Here is a 17696-nt window from a genome sequence, read left to right as displayed (position 1 = left end):
CACCCAAGCGTAAAACGCTCGCAACCTAACGGATTCAAATAATTAACTTCCCCGTTAAGATGTTTCCTGAGAGGGGTATGTTTCAGTATAAAAATAGCATATTATTAGTGATAATTTAGATTCCGTGCGACGGCGGGAAATTCAAAATCCAACCAATTTAGGCTATGGTTTTAAATCCACCTTAAGGTTAGTTGGCAACTAAGCTAATTAGTTAACTCATTTCTAATTTTACGCTTGCTGGTTGGCTATTTATAGGTATAAGATTGCTTAAGTATTAAGTGGTATTTTGGGGTTATGCGTTTTTCAATGTTAATGGGTAAACTTAACTCAGATGGGGTACAAAATGAAATTGCGTAAAGTGATGATTATTGGTGTGGGTAATGTGGGTTCGACTACAGCTTATACGTTTGTCAATCGTGGTATTTGTGAAGAAATTGCATTAGTTGATCTTAATAAAGATTTAGCTTATGGGCATGCCCAAGACTTACTAGATGCTGCGGCTTATCGACAAAATATGATTAAGGTGAGTTTGCGAGAAGCAAGCGATTGTGCCGATATTGATATTGCTATTATTACCGTTACTTCCGGATTAGCACAAAAGAGTAGGGCCGAGGAGTTGGCTGGTACTTCTAAGATTGTTGCTAGTATTGTGCCTAATATGATGAAAAATGGTTTTAAAGGCATTTTTTTAATCGCCACTAATCCTTGCGATGCGATTACTTACCAAGTTTGGAAGTTATCGGGTTTGCCACGCCACCGAGTTATTGGCACTGGCGTGTGGTTAGACACTGTGCGTCTACGCCGTTTGTTGGGCGAACAGATGGATATTGGGCCACAAAGTATCGATGCTTTTATTGTGGGTGAACATGGCGATTCGCAATTCCCGGTGTGGTCACATTCGTCGGTTTATGGTATTCAATTAAATCAATTAGATAAAAATAGGCTCGATTTTTCCGAAATTGGTAAAGTCGCGAAAGAAAAAGGTTTTGAAATAGTCAGATATAAGCATTGTACCGAATATGGTATTAGCAGCACTATTACCGAAATTTGTCAGCATATTTTTACTAATAGTCACCGTGCTTTAGCGTTAAGTTGTATTTTGAATGGGGAATATGGTTATAAGGATGTTGCCATTGGTGTTCCGGCGATTTTGGATCAACATGGTATTAAGAAGATCATCGAACTCGATTTTTCTGATAATGAAAAACAACTTTTTGCTAATAGTATTGGCATTGTAAAAGACTATATTGAACAGATTAAATAATCCAAACAACTCTGGCAAGTTTGATTATTGGCATTAGTTTGCTAATGGATAGCGGTGGTGGCACGGTTAACTTATTGTTAGTTTAATGGTTGCCAACACCGCTTATTGGTTATTACCGGGTTAAGGTAAATCAAATTGATCCGCCGGAAAGATCACCCCAGTTTGTTGCCTTATAGTAGTTAGTAATTCTGCTGCGGTGAGTGAATTGCTTAAGCCATTATGTTCAATTTGCCGCTGCTGGCACAGTTGGGCAAAGTGGTTGGCTTCGTAAAACATGTCATTACTATTTTGCGGTACGGAAATATCTTGCAGCTCAGCTTGCCTAGGTTGATAGCTGACTTGTTGGCAAATGGATAGCTGATTAATTATTAAGGCGCCATCTTGGCCTTGAATTTCGCTAGGGATATAGGAATTACTCACTTTAGAATGCCAAATGATGACTTCAAAATCTTCATACTCCATTATTACCGAACCATGCCCGTCCACACCTGATTCGAGTAAGCTAGCCGTTGCTGAGATAGTTGTTGGTTTGCCCCATAGGCCAATGGCAAAATTAAGCGGATAAACACCAATGTCCATTATTGACCCATTAGAAAATAATGGATTGAAAGTGTTAGGATTTTCCCCCTTTAAGTAACTCGGGTAGCGGGAAGAATATTGGCAATAATTCAATAGCACTTTATGGATTTTACCTAATTTGGGTAAATAGTTGCGTATTTGCTGGTAATTAGGTAAATAGTAGGTTTTTAGTGCTTCAAAAAGGACTTGCTGGTGGTTAATGGCAATCTCAATTAATGCTTGGGTTTGCTTTAAATTTGAGGTTAATGGTTTTTCACAAATCACATCTTTGCCATTTTCGAGCATTAATTTTGCTTGGTTAAAATGTAATGAATTAGGGCTGGCAATGTAAATGGCATCGATTTGCGGATTTTTAGCTAACTCATCCAAATCGGTATATACGCTGTCAATATGATATTTTTGTGCAAATAGTCGCCCCTTATCAAGGCTGCGTGAATAAACGGCTACCAATTGGTATTGTTGGCTTTGCAACGCAGCTGCAATAAATTTGTCGGTGATCCAATTAGTGCCTATTATGGCGAGTTTAATCATGGCGGTGGCTCTATTTTAATATTTAGTAAAATGAATAAATTCTAATGAGAATATTGCTATTATTTGCTTATTTACTTTAACCAATCAAATTGAATTTTATATTATTATTGTATACATAATATGTACTTAATCATTAATAATAGCAATAGGCTGTGGATGATCCTTAAATAGGATTGTTAACGGAGCATTTAATCTTCTATATTGGTTATAGTGACAACGACTATTGCTTGCAATAGTCGTTATTAAAGGGATTAAGGTTGGTTGGTCAAGAATAGTTTTAACGAAGGGTTTTCAGTTTCATTATGGAAGCCATAACCCAGTTCGGTTAAGTGTTCATTGAAATTACTATTATTGCTTTCGTTAATTTCAAATGCAGCTAATACCCGCCCATAATCGGTGCCATGACTGCGGTAATGGAACATGGAAATATTCCAATTAGTGCCTAGGGTTTGTAAAAACTTGAGTAAAGCACCTTGCGATTCCGGGAATTCAAAGCTGTATATTTGTTCTTGTAACTGTTTAAATGGTTTACCGCCGATCATGTAGCGGACATGTAATTTAGCCATTTCGTCTTCAGTTAAATCAACCACTTGATAACCTGCTGAGGTGAGTTCTTGCATGATTTCGTCTTTTTCGTTGATTTTGGAAATTTTAACGCCAACAAAAATACAAGCTAAATTTTCATCATGATAACGGTAGCTAAATTCAGTTACCGAACGGCCACCTAATAGTTGACAGAAACTTAAAAAACTACCTTGTTTTTCAGGAATAGTTACGGCAAGTAAAACTTCGCGTTTTTCACCTAATTCGCAACGTTCAGAAATGTAACGTAAGTTGTGAAAGTTTAAATTAGCTCCCGATAAAATATGTGCTAGGTTTTCCCCAAAAATATTATGTTGTTCCACATATTTTTTTAGCCCGGCAAGGGCAACGGCACCTGAAGGCTCCGCAATAGCCCGCACATCATCAAACAGATCTTTGACAGCGGCACAAATTTCGTCGCTATCCACGGTTACTATGTCATCAATGTATTTTTGGCAGAGTCTGAAAGTTTCATCGCCAATGCGTTTAACCGCAACACCTTCAGCAAATAATCCCACACGTTCTAAATCAACCGGTTTACCTGCATCTAATGCCGCTTTTAAGCAGGCAGCATCGGCGGGCTCTACGGCGATGACTTTGATTGATGGCATGATTTGTTTGATTAAAACAGCAATCCCTGCGGCTAAACCACCACCACCAACTGGCACAAAAATGCGATCGAGTTTAGCATTTTGCTGTAATAATTCCATGGCAATACTACCTTGCCCGGCAATAACCAGTGGATGATCAAATGGCGGAATGAAAATGCGATTTTGTTGTTCAACTAGTTCTAAAGCCTTAGCTTTGGCTTCATCAAAGTTAGCACCATATAGGAGCACTTCACCACCAAAACTTTTTACTGCTTCAACTTTGATGTCGGCAGTAGTGAGTGGCATGACAATTAAGGAACTAATCCCTAATCTGCTCGCTGATAAGGCTACCCCTTGAGCATGGTTACCGGCTGAGGCGGCAATAACTCCGCGTTGGCGTTCTTCCGCATTTAGGCTAGCAATCATTGCTTGTGCTCCACGGATTTTGAAACTATGCACCAGCTGGCGGTCTTCACGTTTGACGAAAATTTGGTTATTTAATCTGGAGGAGATTTTTTCCATCGTTTCTAAAGGTGTGACTTGAGCAACATCATAAACTGCTGAGCGGAGGGTTGCTTTTAAATAATCAGCACCGGTTAAATTTGTCGTTTGTTGTTTCACAATTAGCCACCTAATTTGCTTTTATCACGTACGGCACCTTTATCTGCACTGGTAGCTAAACTAGCATAAGCTCTTAGTGCAAATGAAACATTGCGGTCGCGTTTATGTGGGGTAAAGGCTTTATCACCACGTTCAAGTTCGGCCACCCGGCGTAGATCAAGATCACAGGCTGGAACATCTAATACCAATTTACGATTAGGAATATCAATATCAATAATATCGCCGTCACGCACTAATCCGATCACGCCACCATTAGCAGCTTCTGGCGAAATATGGCCAATGGATAAACCTGATGAACCACCGGAGAAGCGGCCATCGGTTATTAAGGCACATTTTTTACCTAATCCCATGGATTTTAAATAACTGGTTGGGTAGAGCATTTCTTGCATGCCCGGGCCGCCTTTAGGGCCTTCATAAATAATAACGACCACATCACCTTCTACAACTTTACCGCCTAAAATGGCATCTACAGCGTCTTCTTGGCTTTCAAACACTTTGGCGGGGCCACGGAATACTAGATTTTCGGCGGCTACCCCAGCAGTTTTAACTATTGCACCATCTAGGGCTACATTGCCGTATAAGGTTGCTAATCCGCCATCTTGGCTGTACGCATGAGCTTGGTCACGTATACAACCATTTTCACGATCATCATCCAGGGTGTCCCAATAGCAATCTTGCGAAAATGCCTTAGTGGTGCGGATGCCCGCAGGGCCACTGCGATACATTTTTTTAATTGCGGCGTCAGTTGTTTGGGTAATGTCATATTTAGCTAAGGTTTCTGGTAATGATAGCCCTAGCACATTATGCACATTGCGGTTAAGTAAGCCGGCTTTATCCAGTTCGGCTAAGATCGCTATTACGCCACCAGCGCGGTGTACATCCTCCATATGATAGATGGCAGTACTTGGGGCTACTTTACATAAATGCGGGACTTTACGAGAGAGTCTATCAATGTCGGACATGGTAAAGTCAATTTCACCTTCTTGGGCGGTAGCTAGTAAATGCAGTACCGTATTGGTTGAACCACCCATGGCAATATCTAATGACATGGCATTTTCATAAGCGGCTTTAGTGGCAATGGAGCGTGGTAAATAGGATTCGTCATCGTGTTCATAATAACTTTTGGTAATTTCTACAATACGTTTGGCCGCATCAAGGAATAATTGTTCACGTTGTTTATGCGTGGCAACTAGTGAACCATTGCCCGGTAGTGAGAGTCCTAAGGCTTCGGTTAAGCAATTCATTGAATTAGCGGTGAACATTCCCGAGCAAGAACCACAAGTAGGGCATGCTGATTCTTCAATTACACGACTGTCGTCGTCACTAACATTAGGATTAGCACTTTGAATCATGGCGTCGATAAGATCTAATTTGATGATCTGATCGGATAGTTTAGTTTTACCGGCTTCCATTGGACCACCGGATACAAACACTGTTGGAATATTAAGGCGTAATGAAGCCATTAACATTCCGGGAGTAATTTTGTCACAGTTGGAAATGCAGATCATGGCATCGGCACAATGAGCATTTACCATGTACTCTACAGAATCGGCAATGAGTTCTCTGGATGGTAGTGAGTACAGCATGCCACTGTGCCCCATTGCAATGCCATCATCTACAGCAATAGTATTAAATTCTTTGGCAATGCCACCTGATTGTTCAATTTGTTTGGCAACTAATTGTCCAATATCTTTAAGGTGGACATGGCCCGGTACAAATTGAGTGAAAGAGTTGACTACAGCGATGATGGGTTTACCAAAGTCTTCATTTTTTACGCCCGTTGCACGCCATAGGGCGCGGGCCCCCGCCATATTGCGACCTTCAACTGAGGTTGCGGAACGATATTTAGGCATTTCTTGCTCCCAAGTTTTTATTATGTAAGTGACCGATTTTTCAGTACTTAATTCAATTTTTTAAAAAAAACTCCACCGAACTTATCGGTGGATTTGAGCATACTTTGTTATTTAACCGGATCTAACCAACCATATTTATCTTCAGTTTTGCCATTGAATAATCCGAAGAAGGTTTGCTGGATTTGTTTGGTCATTGGTCCACAACGGCCAATACCAACTTGAATACGATCAACGCTACGTACTGGGGTAATTTCAGCTGCGGTACCTGTCATAAAGACTTCGTCTGCTAAGTAAAGAGCTTCGCGCGATAAGGTTTGTTCACGAATTTCGATACCTAAATCACGAGCTAGGGTTAATACGGCATCACGAGTAATACCCGGTAAGGCAGAAGATGAAAGTACCGGTGTATATAACACTTTATCTTTAATAACAAAGACATTTTCGCCAGCACCTTCTGAAAGGTGACCATGAACATCTAAGGCTAAGCCTTCTTGGAATCCATTAGCACGGGCTTCAGAACCAATCAATAATGAAGATAAATAGTTACCACCAGCTTTGGCTGCCGCAGGGATGGTGTTGGAAGCAACGCGGTGCCATGATGAAACCATAGCGTCAATACCTTGGTCTAAGGCGTCTTCACCTAAATAGGCACCCCAAGGGAAAGCAGCAATCATTACATCGGTTTTATAACCATCTGGTGGGTTAACGCCCATACCAACATCGCCAATAAATACTAGTGGGCGGATATAAGCACTATTTAATTTATTTTTTATAAGGGTTTGCCTTGTGGCTGCCATGATTTCTTCAAGAGAATAGGGCACAGGTAAGCGATAAATTTTGGCTGAATTTAATAATCTTTGTGCGTGTTCTTTATGACGGAAAATAGCCGGGCCTTTATGCGTATTATAGCAACGAACACCTTCAAACACTGACGTTCCATAATGTAAAGCATGTGACATTACATGTACTTTAGCGTCTGCCCATGGAACCATTTCACCATTAAACCAAATATAATCAGATTTTGCTGTAGAACCCATTTTGTTTTCCTCTCAAATTTTCTTAATTGTTCAGTATGTATGTTGCTGCGTGCTTTTTCTTAATTAACGGTCAAGCATTATACTATACTTTCTACTTTGTTTAACTTATAAATATATACTTATCTAATTGTTAGTTATTACTTTATTGACTTGGTAGTAATAAAAAACTATCACTCAATGGTTATTACATCAACTAGCTTTGCCAGTTGATTTTGCAAACTGGTAATCGATCTTTTAGTGGTTACCACCAAGTTTAATACAAAGGTATTATGTTCCGCAGTTTGCATTTGCAGCTTTTCAAGATGACCGCCGCGGTGGCGAATCACTCGTAAAATTCGTTCTAGTGAACCTAATTGATCGTAAGCCTTTATGGTAAATTGGTAGTTAGTTAATTCGCTCATGGCTTACTCCTTGTGACTTTTATCTAGCATATTTTCATTGGCGGCGCCTGGTGGTACTAATGGCCAAACATTTTCTAATTCATCAATACTGACATGCAGTAAATAGGCACCAGGTGAATTAAATAGATTATCCAAAGCTGAGTTAATTTCGGATTTGCTAGTGATTTTTTGCCCCGGAATGTCAAAGGCTTTGGCTAGCATTAAAAAGTCAGGGTTATCCGAGAGATTAGTTTCGCTATATCTTTCATTAAAAAATAATTCTTGCCATTGCCGCACCATACCTAGGCGTTGGTTGTCTATTAATACGATTTTTATCGGCAATTTTTTACGTTTAATCGTAGTTAGCTCTTGTATATTCATCATAAAAGAACCATCACCAGAAATACAAATTACGCAATCATTCGGTCTGGCCAATTGGGCGCCAATGGCTGCCGGCAAACCAAAACCCATAGTGCCAAGGCCACTAGAGGTGATAAAATTTTGTGGATGGTTAAAACGCATGTGCTGTGCAGTCCACATTTGGTGTTGGCCAACGTCAGTAGTGATAATAGTGGTGGCGGATTTGCGTTCCGAGATATTTTTTAATAATGCCGGAGCATAAATTGGTTCACCCGGGTGATCATAGCGGGTTGGATATTGTTTTTTTAGTTCGTCAATTCTATGTTGCCATGGTGCTATAGCAACGGTTTGGTTAATAAGTGGTAATACTTGTTTAATATCACCTTGTAATCCTAAATGCGTCTGTTTTAATTTATTAATTTCTGCTTGATCTATATCTACATGAATAACTTTAGCATGACGAGCAAATTCATTAAGATTACCGGTTACTCTATCATCAAACCTTACACCTAAGGCAATTAATAAATCACATTCTTGAACGGCTAAATTGGCAACTTTAGAGCCATGCATGCCGATTAGCCCTAAATAATATGGATTATTAAGATCGGCAGCGCCTAATCCTTTTAATGTTGAAACACTCGGTATTTGGGTCAAGACCATAAATGCACGTAATTCTGAAATTGCCCCGGACAAACCAACACCGCCACCAATATATAGCATTGGTTTTTGTGCTTGCGCAATCATGGTTTTGGCCAGTTGGATATCGGCAGGAGTATAGGATGATAGTTTAGGGTTATTAAGTTTAGGTTTATAAGTGGTTGGTGTTAAGTATTGCTGATAGTCAAGGTTAGCAAGCTGGATATCTTTGGGAACATCAATAAGAACGGGTCCCGGCCTGCCTGAGTTGGCTAAGTTAAACGCCTCCTCTAAGATATTAGGTAAGTCCTGGGGATTATCAACTAAATAACTATGTTTAGTACATGCTAAGGATAAACCTAAAACATCAACTTCCTGAAAGGCATCAGTGCCTATTAATGAATTAGGAACTTGACCGGTTATGGCAAGTACCGGAACAGAATCAATTAAGGCATCGGCCAATCCAGTAATGATATTAGTAGCGCCTGGACCTGAGGTTGCAATACAAACGCCTATCTTTCCGGTTGCTCTAGCATAACCGATGGCGGCCATGGCGGCACCTTGTTCATGACGGCAAAGTACATGTTCAATACCACCATCATAAAGCGCATCATAAAGAGGCATTATTTGACCACCTGGATACCCAAAAACGGTGGTAACCCCTTTTTCTTTTAGAGTTTTTACTATCCACTGTGTTCCTAACATTCATTCCTCACTTGTTTTTGTTTTAATCATTTAAGCCTCAAAAAAAACCCCCGCTTTTTTGGGGCGGGGGTTTTGATTTTATATATCAACATATATTTAACTCAAAAAACGCCCCCGCGCAGGAATAATGACCACGCTGACAATAATGCTAATGAGGAGAGTAGTGAGTGATAAATTCATAATGTTATATTTAAACTATCTTGTCATTTATTAAACTGATTTTTAACAAAATACTCGTTTTTTAAAAAAGTGCAACTGTTTTTTATTGCTTTTTAATATTGTTCTAAATAACATGTTAAGAAATCTAAAAAAAACAAATTTTAAAGATTGTTCTAAATATTGGCTAAGTTTTATAAGTCTTCATAATTGCGATTTAGTGACTAAATTAGGGAATATGAAAATGTTAAAAAAAATAGCTTTAATATTTGTTAGTTTAATTTTAGTCAGTTGTGATAATGCCAAACCCAATTCAAGTCAGAATGATAACAGTATAATTGAACCTTCATCGCCAGATAATTATTTGGATGAAGCTCAAGATGCGGTGATTAATCCTATTAGAAAAAAATTACCCATTACGGTTGATCAAATTACTACGTTAACGGGTATTTATAAAAATGATAACGTGATTAATTATCAATATGATGTAAAAAAATTAACTAAATATGCTTTATTATTACCAACAACTCAAGATACAATACGTAATAATTTGTTAGCAACATATTGTAAAGATACCGAAGATATTAGGCAGCTAAAAACTTTATTCCCCAATGGCGCCAATTATCATTATTTTATTAATAATCAAGAAATCATCATTATTGAAATCGAACCTAGTGATTGTGCACCCAATCAAACTTAATTAGTTTTGATAATGATAACTGCTTTTCGTTTTATACAACTTTAATTACACCCAAATTTGTTTTTATTGGCTTTTAAGCAGGAGGTTTACATTAACAATAACCTAGTCTAGTCATTTAGATCAATTATATATTTTACAGATGTAGAATATTCTCAACAATAGGATTTTGTAGTTAGTTAATTGATTTTGTTTAAGTTATATTGATTTTTTATAAATGCATGTTTAACTTAGGAGAAAATTATGAGTAAACAAACGTACAATCCAATTTCCAAATATTATCACGATAAATTTCCAAAACAAAAACAGTCGGCACCCGCTTTACAATGTGAAATGAATCCGCTTCCTGATTGTGGAGAAAAAAGTTATATCGGTCATCAACGTTTAGTAGGGCGTAAAATGTTGGTAACTGGTGGTGATTCCGGTATTGGTCGCGCCGCCGCTATAGCCTACGCCAAAGAAGGGGCAGATGTTGCTATAAATTACCTTCCTTATGAACAAAAAGATGCTGAGGAAGTGGCTAAAGTCATTGAAGCTGCTGGTCGTAAAGCCGTGTTAATTCCGGGTGATCTAAGTGATGAGTCTTTCTGCAAAAAGCTAGTTGAAGAAGCACATCATAAACTTGGTGGTTTAGATAATTTGACTTTGGTTGCTGGTAAACAAACTGCCGTTGAAAACATTATGGATTTAACTACCGAGCAACTTAAAAAAACCTTTGAAATTAATGTGTTCTCACTATTTTGGGTAACTAAAGCTGCCTTAGGTTATTTAAAACCAGGCTCAACCATCATTACTACTTCGTCGGTTCAAGCCTTTCAACCGGGAGCTAATTTGTTAGATTATGCTTCAACTAAGTCAGCAATTATTGCGTTTACTCGTGGTTTAGCTAAACAATTAGGGCATAAAGGTATTCGGGTAAATTGTGTGGCTCCGGGACCAGTGTGGACCCCACTACAAATTTGCGGTGGGCAACCGAGTGAAGTGATACCAGAATTTGGTAAACAAACGCCATTAGAACGTGCCGGTCAACCAGTTGAGTTGTGTGGTGTATATGTGCATTTAGCTTCTGAAGAATCAAGCTATACCACAGCCGAAACTTATGGTGTCACTGGCGGTTTGCATACTAATTAATGATTATTTAACTTAATAAAAGAGCCGCTTAGAGCTCTTTTATTGTGGTAATTTTATTTGTTAAGCAGTATTTAGTGCACTCTTTTTTAGTAAAAGATAATCGTATCAATATCAAACACATATCCTTTAAGGAAAAAATAATGAAAATTTTTAAAGTAATAACATTGGCAATGATGGGCTTGTTTTTAGTTAATTGTGATAATTCAAAATCTACAGTTAGTGATATTAAACAAAAAGTTGAACAAACTAGTGCTGATATTAATGACAAAGCCAAAGATTTGTTTGCCCAAACCCAATCCGCAAGCGAAGATGCTATTAATAAAATCAAAGATGGTAATTACAAAGTTGCTCAAGATGAAGTGATTAACGGCATAAAAAAACTATTACCAGTAGTCTTTGACGGTAATACTACCTTGGTTGATGTGACTAATGATAATAATATCATTAGTTATAAATATACAGTTGTTGGTATGACCAAAGACTCTTTACAAAATGCGGATACGCAAAAAGCGATGTTAAATAATCTATTAGCGCTTTATTGTGGTAAAGATGCCACTATGAAAGCGTTACAACTAGTATTCACAGATGGTGTTAGCAATAATTACTATATCAATGACGAAAATGTATTGAGCTTGAACATCAAACCTAGTGATTGTAAAGATAATTCAGATAAATAAAACATGAAAAACAGGGCATTAGCCCTGTTATTAGTTACTATTCTAATGCTTTACCTTTGGTTTCTGGAATTAAGAATACAAAGGCAGCGGCTGAGAGTAAGTAGGTAGCTGAAAGTAACGCCAGTGCATAACTAATCGAATATACGGTAGCTAAGTAAGCAATTAGCACTTGGGATATTCCGGCAATACCACGGCCAACATTAAAAATAATGTTTTCGGCACTGGAGCGAGCATCAGTTGGATAATGTTCAGCTAATAATGCACCATAACCACCCATCATACCATTTACGAAGAAGCCAATAGCTGAGCCAAATATAATTAACACCACCATGTCAGTTTGGTGGAAATAAAACCAAATAGATACAGCTGAGATTAGTAAGAACACAATATAAGCTGGACGGCGACCAAATTTGTCACATAACCAACCAAAAACTAAAATCCCTAGAGACATGCCAATAGTGGTAGAAATGGTCCAATTCATGGTGTTTTTGAATGGTAGTTTAAGTTCAGTGGCAATCATATTGGGCATCCACACCATTAGGCCATAAAAGCCAAAATTCTGCACTGCACAAGCTATAGTTAAACCAATAGTAGTAGCGGTAGTTCTTGGGTTTTTGAACAGTTTACTAATCGCCACATTATTTTTATTTTGGTCTTTGATGTTTTGCCAAATTTGCGGTTCTTTTAAACCTTTACGAGTCCAGGCTACAAATAATGCAGGTAACACGCCCATAGCAAAAGCCCAACGCCACCCATGAATCTCACCCACAAAATTAACGGTTAATGCTGCTAGAATTATACCAACTTGGAAACCCAGAGCGACAATCGAAGTGGCTCGTGAGCGTTTATTTTTAGGCCAACTTTCCGAAACTAGCGTCATGCCAATACCAAATTCACCACCAAGCCCTAAGCCGCTTAAAAAACGGAACACTAAAAAACTTTCATAGTTAGGGGAGATTGCGCATAAACCTGTAAATAGTGAAAAAATTAAAATCGTCCATGAAAAAACTCTTACCCGCCCATATTTGTCGGCTAGTACTCCAAATAAGATGCCACCAAGTACTGCACCTAATAACGTTACTGAGGTTAAAGTACCCAGATCTGCTTTGGTAAGGTTAAAGCTAGCTGAAATTAGGCTAAAACAAACACCTAAGATCATCATATCCATGCCATCTAGGGCGTAACCGACAGTTGAAGCAAAAAGTGTTCTCTTTTGATAAGGTGTTGTATGTTCACTCTCACTTTCTGCTTGCTGCACTAAGTTTGCATCAGTTTTCATGTTAACCTCTAGTTATTGAAGATATATAGTTGCTTAAATAAGCTATTGTAGATGTTTAACGCATTGTTAAACAGGAGGGATTTAAAAGCGTTGGCAAGTATATACTCAAACGTTTTAAAAATCCAAATTAAAAGTAGTAAAAAAGTAGTTTTTTGGTGTACAAAATTTATCAGTAGAATAAAAATTAGTTAATCAATAAGCATGCCAAGCTATAAGCAGGGTGCTTGGTTGTAAACTGAATTTATTGGTGGCAATAATTAGATAACTATATAGAGGTTATTTAAAATATTATTTTCTAAACCGCCGATAATTGCATCGGCGGAGGGGGATGAATACTTATTGTTGTTCGGCAAAATACCAATAACCTTTATTAACAAGGTTAAGCATGACAGTCAGGGTTGCGTCATCGGCTAACTGCTCATAATAAAGTATATCGTTAGCGCATAAAACATCGATAATTGGCATTGGTAATGCAATTTTTTCACCGTTAATATAACCATAATCACCGATTTTAAGAATACGAATGCTAGGCACTCGATACAATTCTAGTCCGGATTGGAATAATTCTATAAATTCGTCAAATGAATAGGTCGGTTCTACTGGTACAATATTTAATTCATGCATTGGTAAAGTTATGTATTTACCAAACCAATCATTAAATAGTTTTGGGTTGTTAATTAACTCAATCATTTGATTTTGTAATTTCGCCAATTCATAAGCTTGAATACGATAGGCATCATTTGGTAATTTTAAATTAGGATCTTGATAAAAGATGCCATTAGGCAAATTATCAATAACATAATCTGCAAAATTACTTAATAATTCTTGCGAAGTTTGGGTTCTAAACCCTACTGAATAACTTAGTGATTCGCCAATTGATACCCCATTATGTGGGAACCCTATTGGGATATATAAAATATCGCCGGCGGTGATCTCTTCATCAATGATTGGTTGATATTCTTCAACATGTAACAAAGCTTTATGAGCACTAAATTGTTTGTAATTAGGGTTACGATCACCTACTTGCCAACGTCGGCAGCCCATGCCTTGAATGATAAAAACATCATAGTTATCAATATGTGGGCCCACGCCAGCACCTTGAGTTGCATAGGAAATCATTAAATCTTCAAATTGCCATTGTGGTAGGCATTTAAATGGTTCAACTAAGGTTGCTGCTTGTTCGTGCCAGTGATCTACCGCTTGTACTAGTAGACTCCAATGATCTTCACCTAAATTGTTATAATCAATAAAAGGCCCAAACTTAGCATCCCAAATACCATTTTTATTGGATACAATACGGCTCTCGATCTCTTCTTCCATGGCTAGTCCGGCTAGCTCGTCGGGGGTTATGGGATCTCTAAAATTAGCAAAAGCATCACGTAAAATAACCGGTTTTTTTTGCCAATAATTGGTTAGAAAATCATCCCAGTCTATGGTTAACTTGTTATGCATTTAGTCCCCCTTGCAGGTTGAATAATTGACAAAAATTATGCGTGGTTTGCTGAGCTATTTGTTGCAAATCGATACCTTTTAAAGTGGCTAAATAACTGGCAACTTCGCGCACATATGCGGGTTGATTTTCTTTGCCGCGATAAGGTACCGGCGCCAGATAAGGGGAATCGGTTTCAACTAAAATACGATCAAGTGGTACATATCTAGCTACTTCTCTTATACTTTCGGCGTTTTTAAATGTAAGAATTCCTGAAAACGAGATATAAAAGCCTAAATCCAATAGTTGCTTAGCTGTGTCTAAATCTTCAGTAAAACAGTGTAAAACCCCTGAATGGACATGTTGTTGTTTTAATATGGTTAAGGTGTCTTGCCGTGCATTACGCGTATGCACAATTATTGGTTTGCTTAGTTTTCTACCAAGTCGAATATGTTCTTTAAAGATATATTGTTGTTGCTCAATGTTATCTTGTTGGTAATAGTAATCCAGACCCGTTTCACCAAGAGCAACCACATTCGGTTCTTGAGCCAAAGTTTCGAAGCGTGCGGCATCATAAACTTCATCATCCAGATTGAGCGGGTGGATGCCACACGAAAAAGAACATTGGTTTTGATAGGGCATGAGCATACGCTTCATGGATTGGTAACCAGAAAGTGTGGTTGCCACGCTTAAGCAATGCTTTACTTCGTTGCGTTGAGCAGTTTGTATTACATCGTCAATAGATTTAGAACTAAAGTCCAAACTATCTAAATGACAGTGCGAATCAATTAAAAACATAAACAACTCTTTTAGTTATCAGAAAGGTGTTCAAAATCACGGACTGGTTTAATCGTTGACCAAGAACGACAAGCAGGACATAACCAGTAGATTGAATTAACCGTGAAACCACATTTAGTGCAGCGGTAATTAGGTACAGATTTAATTTGTTCTCCCACCATATTACGTAATAAGAGTAGGCTTTCTTTGGCTCTACCTTCTTCAGCATCGGCGACATGGTAGTCCATTAAACGATAAAATCCTTTTAAGTTTGGATGCTTAATTAATTCTCGATACAAATAATATTGGGCTGAATCTAAGCCTTTTTGTTGTTCAACGATATCCGCCAGCATTAGTTCGGCCACATTACCCGTATCTTGGTCGACACATAATTTCAAAAATTGTTGCAATTCTTGTGGTTGATTTAGCTGCATATAGCAATCTTTGATTAATGGTAGAGCTTCACCGATGTACGCTTTATCTTGCTCAAGGATTTGTCGTAAAGTAACGATAGCTTGTTCGGTTTTATCTTGTACCATTAACACTCGACCTAGCATTAAAGAGGTGCGAGCACACGAGGCGTCGGCTGCGGCAGATTTTAATAATAAGTTATACGCTTTATCAAGATCATCATTAGCAATGGCTAAAGCGGCAAGTTCACAATAGAATTGGGCGATATTGGTTTTATATTTTACATTACCAAGTTTGACTAATTTAGTGGCAACATTAATGGCATTTATCCATTCACTAGTGGATTGATAGATGATGATAAGTTGCTGAAGTGCATATTGTTGAAAGTCTTCTTCTTCAGTTAATTGTAGGAACATTTCTTCAGCGCGGTCATATAAACCGGCAACCATATAATCACGACCTAGTTGCTGAATAGCTAATAAACGTTGTTCAAAGGTTAAGGAAGAACTTTCCATTAATGCTTGATGAATACGAATAGCTCGGTCAACTTCACCGCGGGAGCGAAATAAATTACCAAGGGTCAAATGAGCTTCAAGCGTACCTTCATCTTCTTTTAACATGTCTAAGAATAGATCGACTGCTTTGTCTTTTTGATTAGACAATAGAAAATTCAAACCATCTACATATTCACGCGATAGCCGATTAGATTGATTTAAATACTTTTGTTTTGCATTTCTGTCACCCATATACCAACCATATGCAGCAGCAATTGGCAGTAACAGAAATAACAGTTCAAACATAATTTTCTATTCTTAATTAGAGTTAGTTAAATTCACTTGTTGATTATTGGCTACTTCTTCATCATATTTTTTTTGTAATTTATTAAATTTTCGTTTAGATGATGAAAGTTGTAATTTGGATTTAATAAAGAAGATACCTGTCAATATCCAACCGACAATAAAACCGGAACCAAATAGAATTGCCATTAAAACTGATAAGCGAAGTTCTGTTTTGGCAAATAAATAATTAAAGGTGACTACCTGATCATTAGCAGCACCTATGGTTATAGATATGGCAAAAATGACAATTATCAATAGAATCGATATAACTAATTTCATAATGCTAACCTTTTTATTGTTATTTTTCACATAAGTATAAATCAAATCTGCAATTTTTAACAAAATTACAGATTTAAAAAATTATGAATCTACTATAAGCCATTTTCTAGCATAAAAACAGCAGATTAATGAGATAACCCATGCAACAAAAGTTCCTAAAATTAAATCATCAGGATAATGCATTCCTAATGATAACCGGCTAATTTCCATTAGTACTGCCCATAGGATTAACGTAGAAACAATTAAATAATGGCGCCTAAATCCTAATAAGACAATGGCTAAAAAAGACCAAGTAGTTGCAAATAAAGTATGCCCGGATGGAAAAGCGTAACCAGTTTCATTTTGCCAATGTCGCGATAGCCAATGGGGAATAGTTGAAGACCCATTTAATAATTGGTGGATTATTTCTTGGCGTTCAATTTTAGGGATTGCATAAAAATGTTCATCACTAATATTGTAATTTTGCGTCAGCCATAATACATATGGTCTTGATTCTGCAGCATGAGATTTGATAATTGATTTAATAATTTGTCCACCTAAAATGGTGGTAGTGAGTAGTAACCACAATAGCACAATTTTTTTAGGGCTTTTGTTTGGTATTAATATACAAAATAACAAGAACAACGCCGTTGATGTGATTATGGCCCAAGGATAACTAGCCGTTTCGGTGAGCCAAAAAAAATACTCGGAAGTATTATCTATAGACTCTGGTTGCCAATGCCAATTGGCGACTATAATAACTAATGGTACAATTAAAAAAATAGCCAATAAAGCTATTGTTTTTTTTATTACAAACCCCATTTATAAACTCAATTAAACACATTTTTGATTATTTTATCATAGATAATATTTTGTTTTATAAATTTCTTATCTATGTTTTTTA

Annotated in this window: 16 protein-coding genes; 4 read left to right on the top strand and 12 right to left on the bottom strand. The window is 37.5% G+C overall.

Annotated features, from left to right (window positions below):
• Positions 1–343: 343 nt before the first annotated feature.
• Positions 344–1264, top strand: coding sequence for an L-lactate dehydrogenase (locus A9G13_RS03505; RefSeq protein ID WP_065556224.1), 921 nt, complete (start codon positions 344–346; stop codon positions 1262–1264).
• A 120-nt stretch (positions 1265–1384) separates the two neighbouring features.
• On the opposite strand, the gene A9G13_RS03500 is transcribed toward A9G13_RS03505, so the two are convergent.
• From A9G13_RS03500 to ilvG, 6 genes are all read right to left on the bottom strand, one after another.
• Positions 1385–2374 (bottom strand): Gfo/Idh/MocA family protein, encoded by a 990-nt coding sequence (locus A9G13_RS03500; RefSeq protein WP_065556223.1) that lies wholly within the window; start codon positions 2372–2374, stop codon positions 1385–1387.
• A 251-nt stretch (positions 2375–2625) separates the two neighbouring features.
• Entirely contained in the window at positions 2626–4167 is a 1542-nt protein-coding gene (gene ilvA, locus A9G13_RS03495) for a threonine ammonia-lyase, biosynthetic (protein ID WP_255307336.1), read from the bottom strand.
• A gap of 2 nt (positions 4168–4169) precedes the next feature.
• Positions 4170–6020, bottom strand: coding sequence for a dihydroxy-acid dehydratase (gene ilvD / locus A9G13_RS03490; protein ID WP_065556221.1), 1851 nt, complete (start codon positions 6018–6020; stop codon positions 4170–4172).
• Between the two features lie 107 nt (positions 6021–6127).
• On the bottom strand, positions 6128–7057 hold the full coding sequence (locus A9G13_RS03485; protein WP_065556220.1) for a branched-chain amino acid transaminase: 930 nt from the start codon (positions 7055–7057) through the stop codon (positions 6128–6130).
• 170 nt (positions 7058–7227) lie between these two features.
• Complete coding sequence (ilvM, locus tag A9G13_RS03480; protein ID WP_065556219.1) at positions 7228–7458, bottom strand: acetolactate synthase 2 small subunit; 231 nt, start codon at positions 7456–7458, stop codon at positions 7228–7230.
• 3 nt (positions 7459–7461) lie between these two features.
• Positions 7462–9138, bottom strand: a complete 1677-nt coding sequence (gene ilvG / locus A9G13_RS03475; RefSeq protein WP_065556218.1) for an acetolactate synthase 2 catalytic subunit — start codon at positions 9136–9138, stop codon at positions 7462–7464.
• 400 nt (positions 9139–9538) lie between these two features.
• Here ilvG and A9G13_RS03470 point away from each other — a divergent pair, with 400 nt between their 5' ends.
• From A9G13_RS03470 to A9G13_RS03460, 3 genes are all read left to right on the top strand, one after another.
• Positions 9539–9994: a hypothetical protein gene (locus A9G13_RS03470; RefSeq protein WP_065556217.1), complete on the top strand. Its 456-nt coding sequence runs from the start codon at positions 9539–9541 to the stop codon at positions 9992–9994.
• 240 nt (positions 9995–10234) lie between these two features.
• Positions 10235–11122 (top strand): SDR family oxidoreductase, encoded by an 888-nt coding sequence (locus A9G13_RS03465; protein ID WP_065556216.1) that lies wholly within the window; start codon positions 10235–10237, stop codon positions 11120–11122.
• 140 nt (positions 11123–11262) lie between these two features.
• Positions 11263–11799 carry a hypothetical protein gene (locus A9G13_RS03460; RefSeq protein WP_065556215.1) on the top strand — a complete coding sequence of 179 codons (537 nt, stop codon included), beginning with the start codon at positions 11263–11265 and terminating at the stop codon, positions 11797–11799.
• Between the two features lie 37 nt (positions 11800–11836).
• Here the strand turns inward: A9G13_RS03460 and A9G13_RS03455 are convergent, their stop codons facing one another.
• The 6 genes from A9G13_RS03455 to A9G13_RS03430 all read right to left on the bottom strand — a co-directional run bounded on the left by A9G13_RS03455 (position 11837) and on the right by A9G13_RS03430 (position 17614).
• Entirely contained in the window at positions 11837–13078 is a 1242-nt protein-coding gene (locus A9G13_RS03455) for an MFS transporter (RefSeq protein ID WP_065556214.1), read from the bottom strand.
• 336 nt (positions 13079–13414) lie between these two features.
• Entirely contained in the window at positions 13415–14530 is a 1116-nt protein-coding gene (locus A9G13_RS03450; RefSeq protein ID WP_065556213.1) for a ribosomal protein uL16 3-hydroxylase, read from the bottom strand.
• Positions 14523–15305 carry a YchF/TatD family DNA exonuclease gene (locus A9G13_RS03445; RefSeq protein ID WP_065556212.1) on the bottom strand — a complete coding sequence of 261 codons (783 nt, stop codon included), beginning with the start codon at positions 15303–15305 and terminating at the stop codon, positions 14523–14525. The genes A9G13_RS03450 and A9G13_RS03445 overlap by 8 nt, the downstream gene beginning before the upstream one ends.
• Positions 15306–15316: 11 nt before the next feature.
• Complete coding sequence (gene lapB, locus A9G13_RS03440; RefSeq protein WP_065556211.1) at positions 15317–16495, bottom strand: lipopolysaccharide assembly protein LapB; 1179 nt, start codon at positions 16493–16495, stop codon at positions 15317–15319.
• A gap of 12 nt (positions 16496–16507) precedes the next feature.
• Entirely contained in the window at positions 16508–16813 is a 306-nt protein-coding gene (locus A9G13_RS03435; protein ID WP_065556210.1) for a LapA family protein, read from the bottom strand.
• A gap of 81 nt (positions 16814–16894) precedes the next feature.
• Positions 16895–17614: a phosphatase PAP2 family protein gene (locus tag A9G13_RS03430; protein WP_065556209.1), complete on the bottom strand. Its 720-nt coding sequence runs from the start codon at positions 17612–17614 to the stop codon at positions 16895–16897.
• Positions 17615–17696: the final 82 nt, after the last annotated feature.

The organism is Gilliamella sp. wkB178, assembly GCF_001690705.1.
Taxonomy (GTDB): domain Bacteria; phylum Pseudomonadota; class Gammaproteobacteria; order Enterobacterales; family Orbaceae; genus Gilliamella; species Gilliamella apicola_K.
Note: the sequence above shows the minus strand (reverse complement) of the source record. Positions and strands in the feature narration are given on the sequence as shown.